Origin of the sequence: Pseudoalteromonas amylolytica, from assembly GCF_001854605.1 — a bacterium.
Taxonomy (GTDB): domain Bacteria; phylum Pseudomonadota; class Gammaproteobacteria; order Enterobacterales; family Alteromonadaceae; genus Pseudoalteromonas; species Pseudoalteromonas amylolytica.
Genome location: NZ_MKJU01000035.1, coordinates 159,205 through 176,866, shown reverse-complemented (window position 1 = coordinate 176,866; position 17,662 = coordinate 159,205). Strand labels below are relative to the sequence as shown.

Genomic DNA, 17,662 nt, shown 5'->3' with positions numbered 1-17,662 from the left:
GCCGAAGCCCCGAGATGGAAGACGCACTCAGTCATCAGCGACTAACATCGCACATATAGCACGCAAAGGTCACGCCCATGCTTGCCTCATAAGTTTGGTGGTGTGAGTCCCCTTTAAATTCGTAGGGTCCCTCAAATCTTGTAAATACGGGCACATCTGTGGTGATTGTATGGCTAAAACCGCGCATGTTGTTAAGCAGCGATTGACACATTTTATTACCCATTTCATAAGCTAGACGCCAGTCATCAAACTGACCACAATCAAGCATTGGTGTCGCAGAATTCCAACTTAATATTTTGCTATTCAACGCATTACATACATTGCTACCTTCACTATTCAAGTACTTGAAGGTGCCTGCTGATAAGTTCATTTTTCCTAGCAAAACGGTCTGCTTTTTAGGGCATATAGCGCTTTCGCTAAACGTTATTTCTTTAATTGTTTGCGCGTTGTGTGCATACACAAAATTAGCCGTTAACAGTGAACATAATAGGATCAATTGCTTCATGGCTTGTCTCCTTTTTTACAGCTCCATGGTGGACAAAGGAATATTCACGTAATATGCCTTCGTCAGGTTCAAAAAAATACTGCCTTAAAGAAAAAATCAATGCACATAAAGATACGGGGCAAATGGGTAAACTTGGGTAAAAACCTGTTCAAATATTTAATTAATAAACTTTTATTTTTAAATATCGATTGTATTACTCCACTGTACACTCGCCAACGCTAGTTTGCCTAGATGATTTACCCATATTTCCCGTTTCTGACCCTGTAACTTCCTTTTGTGCACCTCAAAAGCATTTCATCATCAAAGCGCACATTTAATTACCGTGCCCATTAATGATGAAGGAATACGAAAATGAAACGTACAATTTTAAATGCCAAAGTACTGGCAAATTTAACCTGCACTATGCTGCTTAGCAGCGCTACATTTGCATATGCTGGCGCTGCTGTGGTCACAAACAGTGATCAAACACAACAGCTCTCCCAAGAATATGGACAGATGACGCCCACAGCAGTGAGCGAAACAACGTGGCGTGCAATCTCCAATTGGTCAACTGACTCAGTATCATTACTTGAGTTTATTGCTGACAATGACGAGGAGTTTGAGCTGGAGCGCTATGTTGATGTTTTAATTCGTGATTACCGAGACGGTGACGTTGTTGCTCAGTTTCAAGCACTCGACAAAACTGTTTTAGACCTTTGGTCACAGGCGATGGATGAAGCTTCTTATGAAGATAATTTCCTATTCACCCGATATGCAGCACAATACAAGCCCGCACTTTTCGATCAATGGTTAAAAAACAACAGAGCGCTCACACTGGCAGAATATCTTCAACAACAATCACCGCAACTTTACGAAACTTGGTACAACGAACATGCAGCACCAAAACGCAAAGGCTTGTCAGTGTTGGAATATGATAAAACCTTGCCTAGTGAAGTGTATGCTGAGCTAAAGGACTTGCTCAACAAACTGCCACTTGGGGGAGAGCGCTCGCAATGTGCTTGCCAAATGATAACTCCACTTACCAGTTCAGGACATGTTGTTACCAATTACCCTTCTAGCCCAAGCAATTGGAGCGACTATTCCAGTGATGACAGCGGTCTTTCAAAACATAAGCTGGACTTTAAAACCACCGCATATGGTGCTTTTCATTCGGGGGATGGTGAAAGATGGTCAAAGCACAAAGTCTATGGCTACGACTCTAGTATCAATCATAATTCCAGCGAGTTTTATGTAAAAATGCTCTGTGCCGACACCAATGGTTACGATTGTAATCAAAGTAACACTTGTTCAGGTAATTTAGAGGTGCGTGGCACCTACGCTGCCCGTTTTCATGTTACAGGACAAGCAAAGAAAATTTGGTCAAAGGCCACCAATTCTCACTCTGCAGATGGTGCTAAATTTGCGGTAGACTTGCCAGGCGCCGCTCCTGAAATCGTGTTGTTTAACAAAGCCGGTGGAGCAGCTATGAGCTATAACACCGGCTGGGATATAAATTCAGTGCTTGGTGCACTTAAAGCAGCACTTGGCATCACCGCTGCGATTGTCAGTGACAATCCAGGCAGTTTGCTTGATGGGCAACTTGCCAGTGACCTCATTACTAACATCGCAGGCATGATCACTCGCTCAGGTAATGAAGCGACTGTGAATAGCACCATGCGGGCGCGTTTTGATTCTTCAGATGTGAGCCCTTTTATGTTGCAACCCAACGAGGTATATCACTTCACGCTTGACTCTAATGCCAGAGTCAAAGCCAGAGGTTACGGCGGTTACTCTGATAGTCATTTTGAATACGGCAGCTCGGGTGCAATCATGTATGCGGCAAATCAGTTTACATGCGCCAGTGGTGTCACGCCTCCTCTACCAACTGGCCTTTGGTTCTATGCAGATCAATCTGGTCCAGACAGCATTGCGTCACTTCGCAGCGATGTAGAAACTTGGTTATCAATGCAACTCAACAAACCAGTTAGCGCTGGCCAGTCACAGGGGCTCGTGCATTAAGCTCGAATATATTGATGGCGTACTTAAGCTGCGCCATCGCGCCTTTTTCAAGATAAAAGGAATAATTATGAAACAGTTAACTTTGACGGCATTGGCCCACATAGCCCTATTGGGTTCAATCGTAACGCCAGTGCAAGCGCAGAACCTTGACTCAACCACACTACCTATTTTGTTTTTTGCACAAGGGGACAGTTACCGAGCGCTTTCTCCTTGGTATTCATTACGTTACCAAGCACAGCTTGTCGAGCTACAAACCTGCTCAGAAGCGGCCTGCATACAAAGCATCAAGTTCAATGGCTTAGAGGCCACCAATTCATTTGATGAGCGAAACTACCATGCCAGCTTCGCGGGTCAGGCAGGTAGTATGAAAAAGCAGGATACTTACTCCCAGCTTAACCTTGGCCAGTATGAACAAGGTACCTTGTATGCCAGTGGTAACCAAAGACGCATCACCTTTACATTGCAAGTTTCAGAGCAACCATCATCCTTGCAGTTTGAATTCAGTGATGATTACAGTACCAGCATAAGTGATGATAACGCTTCTTTGAATCGAATTTCAAAAGCTTGTAAGTCAACTTGTTCAACAACTTGGCAAGCATTCAACATCGATAAGGATGGCCGTTATACCAGCGCCAAATTCTTACCAACTCAAGCGGGAAGGTGGACCGTTCACGGCAGCACTGATGCTGTAAAATTGGAACTAACTACCTTGATTGGTCAATATCAGCCACCTAACAAGCGCCATCACCAAGAGGATTTATCGCAATCGAGTCTTAGTCTAAACCAAGACAGTGTCATCATGATGCAACAAGGGGAACTTCATAATCAGTACACTTTTTACGATACGCAAGTACATGGAATGGGTGATAATCACTGGCTGTTGCGCCAAGATGAGTCTTTAATGCTGACCGACCATAGCGCGAATGTGCAAAGTGCAATGCGAATCGATAATTTAGGTCTACAACAGATCATTAGTAGCGATATCAAAAGCGAGAGCGTGTTTGTGTTAGGTGTGCCATATGAATACGCAAAGCCCAGCCCTTCGTCACGAACTATTATCAGCCAATACCCGGAAACAAGTACAAGCCCGATGGTCGCAACACAACTGCTTGAATTAGACCACGCGCTTAATTTGCTTTTCGCGACAACGATTTATCTGCCTGAGTCTGAATTGCCTTATGCTACCGTTGAGCTTCACGAATGGGGCGTTTTAGTTGGCACAGGTGAAGCTGCTGCTAAATCAACAAGCCATAGCTATGTGGCCAATCAGTCGTCCAGTGCAATGGCTGGATGTCCCATGGTCGCCAGTGGCTATGGCTATGGCTTACTATGTTGGAAAGCGCTTAATAACCCAACGCTTACGTACACACCAGCAAATAGCGCCATGATCCCCGTCACAGTGGTTGATAACACCACTCCTACCTTAATGAATCAATTGGAAGATAATCAACATGGCATTATCTTTAAAGATGGTAGCAACCCGGTTGACCCTGGAGGCTCTTGGACACACCCAGATAACATCGCCACCAGTAAAGAAGATTTAGCACTGGCAATAGCCATGTATCATTACCGCTGGGGTTCTCCTGTTGCAGCAAACATTGTCTATCCTGCAGGTAGTCCTTCACAACCTGTCATGTTTAGAGAAGTAGAGTATCAGGCCGCCAACAGTAGCAATTTACCACATAACGTCTGTAATCATTTTGCTGCAAGCTCGGGATATCCTGAATATCAGGCTGCTGATGCATGCATGACACAAACTGGCTTTGGGCTGTTTTCACTCATGAGCCTGACCTTTGATCGCTGGCAAGGTGGTAATTATTACCCCAACCTAAATGTCGGCGGACAAGACAATAGCTGGTTTCCGTGGTTTACCAACTTTGTGGGTGACCCACCCGTCACTGACCCTTTTCAAGCGCAAGCAAGCAAAGAGATGGCCGCCCGCATTAAACACTACAATGCGAATTATGGCCGCTTAATACAAGACACCTATCTAAATGGTCAACTATTCAGCCAAGGCACGGTAGCTGGATACTATCAAACTCACCTATAACACGTGCTACCTGCCAAACATTAATGGCGTGATAGGTACTATCACGCCATCGTATCTTTATTGTGCTTGTAGCTTTTGTAACTGAGTTTGCACGGATTGCCATGTGTGATCATCATTGATGATCCGCCCGTGACCAAGCCCCTGTGTGCTTATCAGCTCTACGTGAGGATATTGCTTCACAACAGCCTGTGAGTTGTCATGCTGTGCAAACTTGTCTTGCACATCATGGATGATTAGCACTTTGTCATGCTTGGCAAGATGTAACTCAGGTAATAAATTATCAAAGCGCATTTGGTGCTGCTGCTCTACCGAGTGGATCACACTTTTGAATAAAGTCTTAGAGATGCCCGTTGATAAAATGCGCTGTTCAAAGCCATTGTAAAAGTCAAATGGCGGCGCTATCAAAACATGTAGCAACGGATTGATAGTGTTCAACGCCGCAACACATCCCATAGAGTGGCTAATCGCTGCGTGAATACCTTCGTTCAGATGTTTTTGCACAGCATCAATAGCACGAATGAAAAGCGGAAGATTAGCCTCTTTCCCCGCGCTCATACCATGGGCATAGTGGTCAAATGCAACCGCTTTAAAGCCCAAAGATGCAACCTTTTCCATCAAAGGGTAAAACTGGCTGGCACTACCCGACCAGCCATGCGTAAATAGTACAACGGGGCCATGACCAAGTTCGTATACGTGTAGTGCTTCAAATTGGGTGTTAATCGTATAGCTCGACATCTCCAGCGGCTTACTCGCTTTTGATTGATGGCGAACCGGCGTCAACAACAGCCGACGCGCAAATTTTTTGCCAACCGCAGGGGCTATTCGAGCGACGGTACTAGATAGAGCCTTGACACCATAATAACTGAATGGTTTAGCACCAGACTTGTCCGAGAAATATATTTTACTGCTCATAATGTGCTCCTTGGTGGCGTTTCACCAAATTTTGTAATGCTAGGTTAAACCGAGAATGGTTATCGTCTTCAAGGCCAACCCACGTCATATGCTGTGACCCCAAATATAAAGAATACAACTCATAGGTGAACTGTTTAGCGTCTGTTTGTGGGGCAAGTGATTGCTCCGTAATTGCGTCGTCAACTAATTTATTTAGATAGTTAAGCCAGTGTTGCAGTTGTGATTTCACCGAGTCGCGTACAGAGCCTGGCTGATCATCAAACTCTACTGCTGCTGAGATAAAAATACATGTACACGCTTGCTCTTGGTACCAACTTTGCCAAAGTTCACAGGTTTTTAGCAGCTTGGCGAGGGCGGAAAGGTTTGTATCCACCGGCTTGATAACCGTGTCGACAAAAATCTCCTTTGCATGTTCCAATACAGCCAATTGTAAATTCTCTTTCGAATTAAAATGAGCAAATAGCCCCGATTTAGACATACCCGTTGCGGCTGCCAAACCACCGATCGTCAAATCATTTAAGCTGGTTGCTGTCGCAATATTAAGCGCAGTGGCTAACACTTGTTGTTTTGTTTGCTTACCTTTACCCATAACACACCAAGAAATAGAACGAACGTTCGTTTTTTATAATACTCGTATAACTTTGCCGTTGCAACTCGCTTGTTATGTTATGCTCAGGATAGATTCATACTTTTCACGGCATGATGCTCAACCGTCAACGGCCCCATTTTCATGCCAGATATGCTGACGGCAATACGATTGATACAAATAGAGTTATCACCCATAAACTACAATTTACGTTGCGACCTTTTATGAAAATCATACCTTTTGTTTTGCTACTTATTCCGTTTATTGTGCGGGCCAACGCTGAATCATCAACGCTTGAAATCCACCCTATAAAAGAAAATGTCTATCAACATGTCTCTTATTTGGATGTGAAACCTTGGGGACTGGTTGCGGCCAACGGCTTAGTTGTTATTGAACAGCAAAATGCCTATATCATAGATACACCATGGACCATTGCTGATACCCAGCAGTTGGTAAGCTGGATCAAGTCACAGGGCCTTGTGCCAAAAGCCGCATTGATCAGCCACTTTCACCAAGATGCCAGCAATGGCATCGCATATTTAGATAAAGTAGGTATCGAGACTTACGCAAGCTCCCTCACCAATACCCTTTTGGCTGAGCAAAACCGCCCACAATCTAGCAAAAGCTTTACTGGTCATACGCTCACCTTGGCCAACAACAGCATTGAAATATTCAGCCCAGGTGCGGGGCACACCAAAGACAATGTGGTCGTTTGGTTGGAACAGCATAACCTGCTATTTGGTGGTTGCTTTGTTAAAAGCCTTGCAAGTAAGGGGTTGGGTAACATTGCAGATGCATCAGTTGAGCAATGGCCTATATCACTTAACAACGTATTGAAGAAATATCCGAAGATTGAACAAGTGGTACCGGGGCATGGCAAGATTGGTGATGTGAAGTTACTGTCTCACACTGTAAAACTAGCCCGTACACACATGATTGAAAAGACGAAAAAGCCGAACGGTCAATAACGATAAAGCGGTTGCTTTTAAACAACCGCTACAACATTGAAACTTAGATTAATGACCAGTTTCATACCATGCGCTGGCTGTATTAGCCTGCTCCCAGGTACCATCTTTATATAAAATCAGCGCTGATGCTTTATTTTGTGTGTACGCTCTGATTGTTGCATTACAGCTAGTACCGCCGCTACAAGTGGCTCTCCCTTCCCAACGCACTTCCTGAATAGGCTTAGAAATATTGATTAAATAAAACTTACCTGATGTTGAGTTGCCAAATGAGTAGTCAAATGCGCCACAGTTTTTAGTGCCATTCCCAAATGAATTACCGCCAGATTTTGGGTATACATCACACACTAATGTGGTCGCTAACGCTGAACCTGCAAATAAAGAACCCGCTACCAGAGTGAAAGCTTTTAATGTTGTTTTCATTTTATTTCCTTGTATTAAAACTTAGTTATTCTTAATGCAACCTTGTTGCAACATAACGAATAGACAAAGAATGAAAACAATTCAAGTTATGGAGATAATTTTTTTCATACTCTCAAACCAAGTGGAATACTCTATTCCTTTTGACTATTCCAGATGATATCACTGCACCAGTTCCTTTTTGAGTGAATATTTACGCTTGCTATCTTAGATAAACTGGGGGTTTGCGGGTATTTTTGCAATAGTCTATCTACTACACTAATGGCTTTACCAAGGGCAATTATTGCCATATTTTTAACATATCAAAGTAATTATTTTCACAGTGAACACTTTACGAAAAAAAGCAGCCGTTGTTGGCTGCTTTTAAATCGGTATGGTGCACACACCATACAAAGGTACTTGTTACATTTACGCGTTAATCCGGAGAGCCTCCGCCCATTTGACTTTGGATATAATTGGGCAGACCAACCAGTTTGATAAGACCTAAATGTTGCTCAAGCCAGTAAATATGGTCCATTTCGGTATCATCTAACAGCTTTTCAAGTATCTCACGGGTGACATAGTCTTTTTCTTTTTCACACTCCGCGATGATACTTTTTAAACTTGCCGCAACCGTCATTTCAGCTGCTAAGTCGTTTTCTAGCATTTGCTGCACGTTGTCACCAACATGAATTGGCTGCCTGCTTGCGGTATCTGGTGTGCCTTCTAAAAACAAAATACGCTCTATAATGTGTTTTGCATGATCGAGCTCTTCGTCATATTCATGCGCCAATTTATGGCCCAACTTACCTATGCCCCAATCTTCATACATTTTTGAATGCGCTAAGTACTGGTCCATTGAAGTCAGTTCAAGGGTCAGCTGCTTGTTGAGCAAGTCGATAATCTTTTTACTACCTTGCATACTCTACTCCTCAATCTGCGATTGCAGATAATTTTCAATGCCAGTGTGTTTGATCAGGTATTGCTGCGCTTCTATCCAGTCTACGTATTCTTCTTCATACTCAAGAATATCTTCTAGTAGCTCTCGGCTCACATAATCATGTTCTTGCTCACACAAAGCAATGGCTGACTTCAGCTCAGGAATTTGCTCCATCTCAAACGCAAGGTCACAGCTAAGCATTTCTTCTGTCTGCTCACCAATACGCAGCTTTTCAAGATGTTGTAAATTGGGTAGTCCTTCTAAAAACAAAATACGCTCAATCAAGTCGTCGGCTTGTTTCATGTCTTTGATAGACTTTTTGTAGGCTTTTTCGTTTAGCTCCTCTAAGCCCCAGTTTTTATACATGCGGGCATGCAAAAAATATTGGTTTATTGAGGTGAGCTCTAACGTCAGTATTCGGTTTAATACGTTTAAAACTTGCTTGTTACCCTGCATGGGGCCCCCTAAAAATACAAACACACGCTCCATAACCCTAGTTCAAAATAAGCACAACGCAAGACTGATTAGCACTAAGCAGACATTTAATATATTCTTTTAAAATAAATGACTTATAACATTATTGAGAGTGATTCACATTGCTAATCGTAGTTGTAATTGCAATGCTTTTTTCGTAGATTTAAAACTAGTTTAGAGCGGCTCAATGCAACTATACCTACCCGCCCAAACTCATTACTCGCCTAACTCACAAATGTTTTTTAACCTGAATATTTAGGCGTTTAGCCAAACGCACTAAGTTGGCCCTATCTACCTGTAAGGCTCTGGCCGTCGCTGACCAGTTTAGATTGTTCACTTCAAGTGCTTGAATGATCCGCTTACGCTGGAACTCATCTACCGCCTGTTTTAAAGGCTCAATATCAATACTTACTGGCTCTTCAATGACGTGCGCTCCACCCATCATATCTCGAGCTTGTAATTCACAGTGCGAAGGTTCAATACTGATGATCTGTGTGGGCCACTGTGCCTGCTTGGCTTTGAGCGCGCTGCGGCTTATAACATGTTCAAGCTCTCTTATATTGCCCGGCCAGTCGTAGTTCATTAACAGCTTTGACAACTGGTTGTGCATGGTAAGTTGCTTGATTCCAAGCTTTTTTCTTACTTGTTCGATAAAAAAACCCGCCAACAGTGGAATATCTTCACGTCTGGCTCTAAGTGGCGGAACACTAATGGGATAAACACTTAAACGGTGGTATAAGTCGGCGCGGAATCGCCCCTGGGCAACTTCCTGTTTAAGGTCGCGATTGGTGGCTGCTATCACGCGTACATTAACTTGCTGTGTTTGATCTGCCCCTACCGGTTGAATTTCCCCACTTTGTAGCACTCTCAATAACTTACTCTGAATACTAAGCGGTAACTCACCAATCTCATCGAGAAAAATCGTGCCACCGTCGGCCAGTAGAAACTTACCTTCTCGGTGTTTATCAGCACCAGTAAACGCGCCTTTACGATGACCAAAAAATTCACTTTCAGCCAGACTTTCTGGCAACGAAGCACAATTAACCTGCACAAAAGCCTGCTCCGCTCGTTGTGAAGACTTGTGAATATTACGTGCCACCAACTCTTTACCTGTGCCCGTTTCGCCTAAAATCAGTACGGTAAAGTCTGAGCTGGCTACAAGCTGCACGTCATTTTTAAGTCCTTGCATTGGCGCGCTTTGCCCCACCATATCGTGGGCAGCCTGATTTAAAGCACTCATCAACGCATTGCCATGTTGCGCTTTCCTAAGCAGTTGCTCATTGTATAGCGCACATTTGAGCTGCTCATTCACGATGTCGTTAATATGCTGCAAAAAAGAGTCACTAAATCTGGTAAAGCGGCCAATTGTTAAACTGTCAAAGGTTAACACGCCTAATAGCTGTTGTTCGTCAAACAACGCCATACCCATGCAAGAATGTACTGGCATATCACCATCGGTTGCCAACAGTAAACCATCATAGGGGTCTGGCAAGTTACTGTGTTCATCAAACCTTATCGGACCTCGCGCTTTACTGATGGCCGCAAGCCGTGGATGAGCATTCAGTTCAAAACGACGGCCAAAGGTATCCCGTGTTAACCCTTCCAGTGCAACAGGGGTCAAAGTCCCATTTTGATTGAGCAGTAAAGCGACCGCATCGGCATTGATACATGCTTTAACCGCTTGGATCAGTGCATTATAAAACCCTGTCACTGAATGGGACGTATCCGAGGACTGTGCACGGGTCAAAGCCACGCTTAGCGTGAGTAATTGAGAAAGAGACTGCGCGTTCATGTCAAAATGACCCATTTAGTTTATTTAGATACAAATCAATATATGTCAATTTGACTCATGTCACAATCACAAAAACTACAACCAATTGAATTATAAGAAATTATTTTTTGGCACAGAGTCTGCTATAGCAAAGCATTGTTTATCTCTAGAAGTGATTGCTCATGCTAGATGCCACCATTTTACTCAAAGCCGCTAATGTCACTCTGGTATTACTGGCGCTGTGCTTTAGCGCCAGCGTACTGGCCAGTTACCCATTGGCTTCATATTTCACGTTACCAACACAGGTTGCGCTGCATATTTCGAGTATTGTTATCGCTGCACTGTTTAAACTCAGCTATGTAGTGCGCTGTGTTTGTCAGTATCAATCAGGCATGGAGGTGAAGTAATGCGCCCCATCAATTTGCTTGAGCCAATAGCCGAATATAAGTGGTATCAAATTCAACATTGGCCTTTCTTTATGCTGGCATTCAGGCCTATGTTTTTATGCGCCGCTATTTGGGCAATCTTAAGCGTTGCACTTTGGGCGGGCGTCTTAGCAGGAGAGCTAAGCTGGCGCGCCCAAGTCCCCGCCACACTTTGGCATGCACATGAAATGATTTTTGCCTTTGCAGGAGCCGTCGCGAGCGGTTTTCTGCTCACGGCGGCGCAAACCTGGACCAACGTGCCAAGTGTGAGTGGTTACAAACTTGGCCTATTGGTCGCAATTTGGTGCCTTACCCGCTATGTGTTCTTTGTACATCCTAACCTTGTGTGGTTGGTGTTAATTGGCCAGCTGACTTTTTGGCTAACCGCGATTGCCTTTTTAAGCACCATGTTGCTACGCGCTAAATCTAAGAACAACTATATATTCATTGTCATTCTATCCGCCCTTTGCATTTTTAATGCACTGTTTTTACTGATAATTGAACGAGGTGATTTTGTGTTAGCACGCACGTTCACACAAGTGGCGGTTTTGATGTTTATGCTGCTGATTGGCATCATTGGGGGTCGTGTGATCCCATTTTTTACCGCCCGAGGGCTAGCGCTGGATACACAAATACGCACGCCTAAACTTGACCGAATACTGCTTTGGGTAAGCATCTTTGGTGTCAGCGGGTTTGTACTCAGTGAAGTATTTAGGCTGCCGCTTAATCCCGGTTACTTACTGGCACTTGCAGCCTTGTTGCATCTAACTCGCAGTGTACTGTGGTTTAACCGTAAGGTTCTGGCCGTTTCACTGCTTTGGTCATTACACCTTGGTTATGCCTTTGGTGCCGTAGGCCTATTGTTGCTAGCAAGTCACTTTTTTAGCCCCGTTATCGCCTTTGCCGATGCATTACATTTGATCACCCTCGGTGGTATTGGCCTACTCATTATTGCCATGATGGCCCGCGTATCGTTGGGTCACACCGGTAGACCCTTACAGGTCAATGCTACGGTTAACGCGGCCTTTTTAATGATTGCATTGGCGGCGATATGTCGAGTGTTTTTACCCTATCTCATCAACCCACATCATGCTTGGTTATACAGCGCCGCGCTTTGGTGTGTTGGTTTTGCTTTATTTGTTCGTTACTACTTTACCGTGCTCACGCAAAAGCGTGTAGACGGTCGTCGTGGTTAATTTTTTATTTGGAGTTTATATGTTATCTGAGCGTACGATTTCTTTGGTCAAAAGCACTATTCCTTTGTTAAGTGGTGCAGGCACTGCTGTGACCGCCCATTTTTATCAACGTATGTTTTCACACAACCCAGAATTGAAAAACATTTTCAATATGACCAATCAGCACACTGGTAAGCAGCAGTTTGCTTTGTTTAACGCCATCGCCGCCTATGCAACCCATATTGATAACCCACAGGTTTTAGAGCAGGCCATTGGGCGTATTAATCACAAACATGTGAGTTTAAATATTCAAGCTAAGCATTATGACATTGTAGGGCATCACTTGATTGAAACTCTAAAAGAGCTTGCACCTGAGCAATTTACCCCTGACATCGAGCAAGCGTGGCGTGAAGCCTATGGCTTTTTAGCGGATTTGTTTATCACTCAAGAAGAAGGCCTATATCGCACCGTTGAACAGCAACCAGGGGGTTGGCGAGATGGCCGAGAGTTTGTGATTACTGAGCTTGTAAAAGAGTCAGAAAATGTAATGAGCTTTTATCTAAAACCTTGCGATGGCCGCGCTATCACCCGTTATCAGGCAGGCCAGTTTATCGCCATCAGTGTTAACCCAGCAGCAAGCGAAAATACACAAATTCGCCAATATTCACTGTCGCAAGCGCCCAAACACGATCATTATCGTATCAGTGTGAAACGTGAAGGGTTGGTTTCAACTCACCTCCACCAGTTGCACGTTGGCGATACCGTTACCCTCTACCCACCCGCAGGGGATTTCGTGCTACAAGCAGCCGCTAATGACAAAGTATTTATTAGCGCAGGCGTAGGCATCACTCCCATGATGGCGATGTTAGAACAGGCTTTAGCCATTGAAAGCAGTGCCCAACTCGCATTTATTCATGCCTGTGTGGATGAGTCTCAACACAGCTTTAAACACCCTATTGAGCAACTAGCGGCGCAACATTCAAACCTTTGCAAAGAAGTTTGGTATGAGCACAGCGATAGCGGTGATAAAACTGGTCGAATCGAACTACAACACAGTGCGCTGTCACTCCCCTATGAACATGGCGAGTTTTATCTTTGTGGCCCCACCGCGTTTATGGCAGCTGTTAAGCAGCAGCTATTGGCACTGGGCGTCGCGCCAGATCGAATTTTGTATGAAGTGTTTGGGCCTCACGAGAGTTTGTAAACCTCACCAATATTGATAAGTGGTTGTTTCGGGTAGCAATACCGCCTACCCGATTTGCGACAATAATGCTAACTGATTAGTCGAGCAGCTTGTTTTTGTCTACCCGAGCACGCTTTACAATCCCTTGAATAGCAGAACTATCTGAGTGTTCAAAATGCTCTATCAACTCATCATATACTTTGATTGCTTGTTTAGTTTCGCCTAAATCTCTGAGCGTAATTGCTTTATAAAACATAGACTTTGCAACCTGCTCTTGGATGTCATTATCGTTAGAGTGATTAAACCTTTTAATGAGGTCATCATAGCTCTCAATTTCGTCTTGAGGTTCACCCAACTCCCCTTGTTCAACTCCTTTATTTAACATTGCCTTTGCAATTTCAGTATTCACACCTTCATTCTCAGTCTCCTTAAAATGCTCTATTAGCAAGTTGTAAGTGCTTATTGCTTTAGCTGACTGACCTTCTTTGCCTTGTGCAACACCAATATTGCGCCATGCTCTGGCAACATATACTTGGATCGTATCATTATCTGACGCTTTAAAGCGGTTCAGTAACTTGTTATAGGTGGAGTATAAGCCTTCTGTTTCATCAAGCATCTGTTGAGTGATCCCTTTATACAGCATCGCATTGGCGACCAACTCTTGTATTTGTTCATTTTTTGTATCGCTAAAGCGCTCGATCAAATCATCATAATTCGTTATTTCATTCAGGAGGTTCTCAAGAACTCCTTCTGCAACCCCTTTGTTCAACATTGCTTTAGCGACTTGAATTTGCACTTCTTCAGATTCTGACAGCTTAAAACGCTCAATCAAATTACCATATGTGTTTATTGCCTCTTGAGAACTACCTTGTGCAACCCCTTTATTTCTCATGGCAATCGCAACCTGCTCCTTAACATTTTCATTATCAGAATCTATAAAACAGCTGATCATCTCATCATAAGTGTTGATAGCATCTTCAAACTGATTAAGTTGCCTAAGAGTCAGTGCTTTATAAACATAAGCTTTAGCTACTTGTACCTTAATATCTTCATTATCTGTATCTTGGTAACGAGCGATCAGCTTTTCGTAAGTGCTTATCTCTCGTTCTGGTTGGCCATCATTCCCAATAGTTATGCCCATGTTTAACATTGCTGAGGCAACCCACTCTTGAAGATTATCATTTGAATCATGCTCAAAGTTGGCAATTAGACTCTCGTATGTACTTACTTCTTCTTCAGTTCTATCCAACTTGTCTAATGTAAGCGCTTTATGGAACAAAAATCTCGCATATATCGCGTCGTCTTGCTTTCCCTGTTTTTCAGTCATTTGAATCACTTGTTCATAAAGCTCCAGCGCCTTGAGATATTTTTCGCCTTTGTAATATGTGTAGGCTTTGTTAAAAATTCCTTGTATTGAGTTTTGCTGGTCGTCAACACTTAACTCAGTTTGTTCCGAAGCTTTGGAAAGCTCTGAGCCTTTTTCCGTTTGCTCTTTCATCGACTTATGAATGTTTTCAACTTCTACACACATCTCTCGATGCTTTTTATTAAGCACCCTAGCTTCTTTAATATACTTCTTCAACTCTTCAACGGATGAGTGGGCTTCTGTTAACTTTTGATCTAGCTCTTTTCTGACGTTTTCAAGAAGCTCGTCTTTATTCTCATCTAGAAACTTTTTCATCTGTTCATATGCAATTCTCGTAGCTTCATCCTTGCTTTGTCTGTAGATCAAATAACCACCCAATGCGGCGACAACAGTGATCACCGTGATCACAATACTCAAGATGGTTAACCACAGGTCGGTCGTACCTATCAAGTCAGACATTCTTTTTTCAACACCATTAATACGAATATCATGGTTGATTTCTTTTCCGACTAATTGGGTGTTTAGTTTAGTTAGCTGGGTATTGAGTGATTTTTCTGTGGCTTGTAGTGCCTTGATATCATCGCCATGCGTTTGCAGATTAAGTTTCTCGGTTAAGCCTGCTAGCTGAGAGCTCAAAGCCTGTTGCGTTGCTTGTAACGCTTTAACATCACGCCCTTGTATTTGCTGCTGTTTAAGTCGCTCATCTAACCGAGCAAGTTGTATGTTTATGGCGACAAGCTGCCCTCTAATCGAGCTAATTTCTTGCTCAGTAGGCGCGTTGGCAAAACTGCTTTTTGGTAACGACAACAACAATAAACAGGCAAACAAAAAGCAAATACGCATTAATGATCCTTATCTAATCAGCTTTATTGAGAAAACAGGCGACAAACTCGGTAAATTTAACGCGTCATTATCTTGCATGTAAAGGGCCTTGACAACTGTCATATTTAGCAGGCTTTAATACTGCTGTTATGACTTGCCAGCATTGATACGTTCTAGTGATAGTCGCTGGCCACTTTGGGTCGAATTGACAAGAGACTGATAACCAAAAGCATCAGCCTAGAGAAAGGATGTACTGTTAACAGCTAAAGTGCACCTGAGAGCCAGTGCATCACGTTTAATAAGAATTGCTCATTTTGTTCGGCATCCACTGAGGTAAAACCGATTTTTTGCCCCGTTGGTAAATACACCTGCGAGGTAAACATGGCGGCTTCTGCAAATACTGCAACACGGCCTTGGCCGACTTCAAGCACCGCTCCTTGAGACCAACCACCTATCGCCTGTTTTTTGGTATCTTGGTTGATAGCGAAAGGTTTGTCTGGCACTAATGCCGTGGCTCCAGCTGGCAGTTGCAAGATCGATATGGCATTCTCTGGGGCTTTAAACGCATCGCCTCCAAGCGTTCTTACCTTACTGACTCGCTCGCTTTGCTTGTTCCCAGTAACAATACCGTGAGGCTGCAACAGGTTATTTTCACTACTGTAGGTTACTTCTTGAACATGGCCGTTCACAAATTCAAAGCCAAATGCACCAACAAGCGGCGCAATCGCTCTGGGAAATGGTATATGGTCGGCAATTAATAATAACGCACCACCTTGTGTCACCCATTGTTTTAACGTGTCGACTTCTGCTTGCGTTAAGGCGCTGTGATAAGGGCCGTCCCAATTGCGGCTATTATCCTTGTGCAAAGCGTTAGCAATAACCAACACATCAACACCTGCAAGATTATCAGAGGTAAAGGCTTTTTTACCCCGCTTTAGGGTGTAACCGTCGCTTTTCAAAACTTGAGCGAATGGCTTGTAACGCCCAATTGCGGTATGAAAGTTATAGTGTGCTTCGTCTAACACCACCACGGGGCTTTGTTCGGTGCTAAAAGTGGCCGTTGTATTTTGGGGAATAAAATCAGGATCAGCTTGCTGAGGTGAGCCATCATTCTTTGCGCAGCCCGCTAGGCTAATTATCATTATGCTAAACAGTAACCATCTAAATATCGCCACGTTAAGCTCCTTTTAGTTTGCAAGAACACCACCTTAGACTATCGCACTGGGGGCGAATATCGATTTTATGTATATTTTTGTAAGCGCCTTTTTATGTGTGCCTTAGTTAAGCAAATTTTTCCATAAGGTTTTAAGCACTTGAACCAAGTTAATTGGAATGATCACAAACAGCGCTGTGCCCTTAGCAAACTCAGGATTGACTTGGCAGTAGTATTTTATCTCTGCCTTATCGCTATTTTTAAGTGTCTCTAATTCCTGCTGTGAATAATTACTCGTTCTATTCACCGGTACCAAACAACGCAGCGAGTTAGCCCCACTCATCTCACCGCCTGAGTTAAATTGTTCAAATATTCCAGCTGGCGCTTGGTGTGCAAAGTGCGGCCAAATTGTGGCTGTTTTACTGGCTATCGCACGATACATTGCGGGGCTAAGCATAGTATCGGCATAAAAGTGCTTTCGCCATGGCCTTTTTAACCAGCAAAAAACACTATGCTTTATTGAAAATGCAAATGTATTTCCTCCTTTGCGATACTCGGGTAAAAACGCCGCTGATGCTCTGATCACTGTCACTTTAGGTTCTTTGGTAAACGTAAGCAAACAATATCCCACCAATTTACCATCACCGTAATACAGTCTTAATTTGCGCTCAAAAGGTTTAGTATCGTCAAAATACTTTGCCAGATACTCATCAGGATCGATATTGGAAAAGCTGGCCTTTATCACCTGTTGAATAGCCGCTCTTTGCGAATCGTTTAGCCAGTGCCTAGATTGAGTTAAGTCGATGGTTTGTAACACCATTAAATACGCTACCCTGCTTAGAAAAACTAACCTAATAAAGGTCCAAAATTGACGATATTATCTCTTAAAGTCAATAGCAAGTATCGAGTGCAGTGATGATATGCTGAGTGCGGGCTCA

The 17,662-nt window shown here is 43.4% G+C and carries 16 protein-coding genes; 6 read left to right on the top strand and 10 right to left on the bottom strand.

Annotation, left to right across the window (positions count from 1 at the left end):
* Positions 1 to 34: 34 nt before the first annotated feature.
* Positions 35 to 505 carry a hypothetical protein gene (locus BET10_RS20030; protein WP_070987716.1) on the bottom strand — a complete coding sequence of 157 codons (471 nt, stop codon included), beginning with the start codon at positions 503 to 505 and terminating at the stop codon, positions 35 to 37.
* 351 nt (positions 506 to 856) lie between these two features.
* Here BET10_RS20030 and BET10_RS20025 point away from each other — a divergent pair, with 351 nt between their 5' ends.
* Together BET10_RS20025 and BET10_RS20020 are read left to right on the top strand one after the other, a co-directional pair.
* Positions 857 to 2,503 (top strand): hypothetical protein, encoded by a 1,647-nt coding sequence (locus BET10_RS20025; protein WP_070987714.1) that lies wholly within the window; start codon positions 857 to 859, stop codon positions 2,501 to 2,503.
* Between the two features lie 67 nt (positions 2,504 to 2,570).
* A complete protein-coding gene (locus BET10_RS20020) occupies positions 2,571 to 4,553 on the top strand; it encodes a hypothetical protein (protein WP_070987712.1) in 1,983 nt (660 codons plus the stop codon).
* 57 nt (positions 4,554 to 4,610) lie between these two features.
* Here BET10_RS20020 and BET10_RS20015 read toward each other — a convergent pair whose 3' ends face one another.
* Both BET10_RS20015 and BET10_RS20010 read right to left on the bottom strand, forming a co-directional pair.
* The gene (locus BET10_RS20015) at positions 4,611 to 5,465 is read right to left on the bottom strand and encodes an alpha/beta fold hydrolase (RefSeq protein WP_070987710.1); all 855 of its coding nucleotides are present in this window, start codon (positions 5,463 to 5,465) and stop codon (positions 4,611 to 4,613) included.
* Complete coding sequence (locus tag BET10_RS20010; RefSeq protein WP_070987707.1) at positions 5,455 to 6,054, bottom strand: TetR/AcrR family transcriptional regulator; 600 nt, start codon at positions 6,052 to 6,054, stop codon at positions 5,455 to 5,457. The genes BET10_RS20015 and BET10_RS20010 overlap by 11 nt, the downstream gene beginning before the upstream one ends.
* Before the next feature lie 221 nt (positions 6,055 to 6,275).
* On the opposite strand from BET10_RS20010, the gene bla reads away from it, so the two are divergent.
* Complete coding sequence (gene bla / locus BET10_RS20005; RefSeq protein WP_070987849.1) at positions 6,276 to 7,019, top strand: subclass B1 metallo-beta-lactamase; 744 nt, start codon at positions 6,276 to 6,278, stop codon at positions 7,017 to 7,019.
* A 48-nt stretch (positions 7,020 to 7,067) separates the two neighbouring features.
* On the opposite strand, the gene BET10_RS20000 is transcribed toward bla, so the two are convergent.
* The 4 genes from BET10_RS20000 to norR form a co-directional block, all read right to left on the bottom strand.
* A complete protein-coding gene (locus tag BET10_RS20000) occupies positions 7,068 to 7,439 on the bottom strand; it encodes a hypothetical protein (RefSeq protein ID WP_070987705.1) in 372 nt (123 codons plus the stop codon).
* A gap of 412 nt (positions 7,440 to 7,851) precedes the next feature.
* Complete coding sequence (gene bfr, locus BET10_RS19995; protein WP_070987703.1) at positions 7,852 to 8,337, bottom strand: bacterioferritin; 486 nt, start codon at positions 8,335 to 8,337, stop codon at positions 7,852 to 7,854.
* Between the two features lie 3 nt (positions 8,338 to 8,340).
* Entirely contained in the window at positions 8,341 to 8,811 is a 471-nt protein-coding gene (gene bfr / locus BET10_RS19990; RefSeq protein ID WP_070987847.1) for a bacterioferritin, read from the bottom strand.
* Positions 8,812 to 9,058: 247 nt separating this feature from the next.
* Positions 9,059 to 10,621, bottom strand: a complete 1,563-nt coding sequence (gene norR, locus BET10_RS19985) for a nitric oxide reductase transcriptional regulator NorR (protein ID WP_070987701.1) — start codon at positions 10,619 to 10,621, stop codon at positions 9,059 to 9,061.
* A 161-nt stretch (positions 10,622 to 10,782) separates the two neighbouring features.
* Here norR and BET10_RS19980 point away from each other — a divergent pair, with 161 nt between their 5' ends.
* From BET10_RS19980 to hmpA, 3 genes are read left to right on the top strand one after another with little or no spacing between them, the layout of a single operon-like run.
* Entirely contained in the window at positions 10,783 to 11,007 is a 225-nt protein-coding gene (locus BET10_RS19980; RefSeq protein WP_070987699.1) for a hypothetical protein, read from the top strand.
* Complete coding sequence (locus BET10_RS19975) at positions 11,007 to 12,221, top strand: NnrS family protein (RefSeq protein WP_070987697.1); 1,215 nt, start codon at positions 11,007 to 11,009, stop codon at positions 12,219 to 12,221. The genes BET10_RS19980 and BET10_RS19975 overlap by 1 nt, the downstream gene beginning before the upstream one ends.
* A gap of 19 nt (positions 12,222 to 12,240) precedes the next feature.
* On the top strand, positions 12,241 to 13,404 hold the full coding sequence (gene hmpA / locus BET10_RS19970) for an NO-inducible flavohemoprotein (protein ID WP_070987695.1): 1,164 nt from the start codon (positions 12,241 to 12,243) through the stop codon (positions 13,402 to 13,404).
* A gap of 76 nt (positions 13,405 to 13,480) precedes the next feature.
* Here hmpA and BET10_RS19965 read toward each other — a convergent pair whose 3' ends face one another.
* The 3 genes from BET10_RS19965 to BET10_RS19955 form a co-directional block, all read right to left on the bottom strand.
* Positions 13,481 to 15,592 carry a tetratricopeptide repeat protein gene (locus BET10_RS19965; protein ID WP_070987693.1) on the bottom strand — a complete coding sequence of 704 codons (2,112 nt, stop codon included), beginning with the start codon at positions 15,590 to 15,592 and terminating at the stop codon, positions 13,481 to 13,483.
* Positions 15,593 to 15,834: 242 nt separating this feature from the next.
* Complete coding sequence (locus tag BET10_RS19960) at positions 15,835 to 16,746, bottom strand: DUF4350 domain-containing protein (protein WP_240503724.1); 912 nt, start codon at positions 16,744 to 16,746, stop codon at positions 15,835 to 15,837.
* 102 nt (positions 16,747 to 16,848) lie between these two features.
* Positions 16,849 to 17,544, bottom strand: a complete 696-nt coding sequence (locus BET10_RS19955) for a hypothetical protein (protein ID WP_083330625.1) — start codon at positions 17,542 to 17,544, stop codon at positions 16,849 to 16,851.
* Positions 17,545 to 17,662: the final 118 nt, after the last annotated feature.

Bases quoted from the DNA above. Each gene is read 5' to 3' on its own strand.
- BET10_RS20030 (WP_070987716.1), bottom strand. From the start codon at position 505: ATGAAGCAATTGATCCTATTATGTTCACTGTTAACGGCTAATTTTGTG.
- BET10_RS20025 (WP_070987714.1), top strand. From the start codon at position 857: ATGAAACGTACAATTTTAAATGCCAAAGTACTGGCAAATTTAACCTGC.
- BET10_RS20020 (WP_070987712.1), top strand. From the start codon at position 2,571: ATGAAACAGTTAACTTTGACGGCATTGGCCCACATAGCCCTATTGGGT.
- BET10_RS20015 (WP_070987710.1), bottom strand. From the start codon at position 5,465: ATGAGCAGTAAAATATATTTCTCGGACAAGTCTGGTGCTAAACCATTC.
- BET10_RS20010 (WP_070987707.1), bottom strand. From the start codon at position 6,054: ATGGGTAAAGGTAAGCAAACAAAACAACAAGTGTTAGCCACTGCGCTT.
- bla (WP_070987849.1), top strand. From the start codon at position 6,276: ATGAAAATCATACCTTTTGTTTTGCTACTTATTCCGTTTATTGTGCGG.
- BET10_RS20000 (WP_070987705.1), bottom strand. From the start codon at position 7,439: ATGAAAACAACATTAAAAGCTTTCACTCTGGTAGCGGGTTCTTTATTT.
- bfr (WP_070987703.1), bottom strand. From the start codon at position 8,337: ATGCAAGGTAGTAAAAAGATTATCGACTTGCTCAACAAGCAGCTGACC.
- bfr (WP_070987847.1), bottom strand. From the start codon at position 8,811: ATGCAGGGTAACAAGCAAGTTTTAAACGTATTAAACCGAATACTGACG.
- norR (WP_070987701.1), bottom strand. From the start codon at position 10,621: ATGAACGCGCAGTCTCTTTCTCAATTACTCACGCTAAGCGTGGCTTTG.
- BET10_RS19980 (WP_070987699.1), top strand. From the start codon at position 10,783: ATGCTAGATGCCACCATTTTACTCAAAGCCGCTAATGTCACTCTGGTA.
- BET10_RS19975 (WP_070987697.1), top strand. From the start codon at position 11,007: ATGCGCCCCATCAATTTGCTTGAGCCAATAGCCGAATATAAGTGGTAT.
- hmpA (WP_070987695.1), top strand. From the start codon at position 12,241: ATGTTATCTGAGCGTACGATTTCTTTGGTCAAAAGCACTATTCCTTTG.
- BET10_RS19965 (WP_070987693.1), bottom strand. From the start codon at position 15,592: ATGCGTATTTGCTTTTTGTTTGCCTGTTTATTGTTGTTGTCGTTACCA.
- BET10_RS19955 (WP_083330625.1), bottom strand. From the start codon at position 17,544: ATGGTGTTACAAACCATCGACTTAACTCAATCTAGGCACTGGCTAAAC.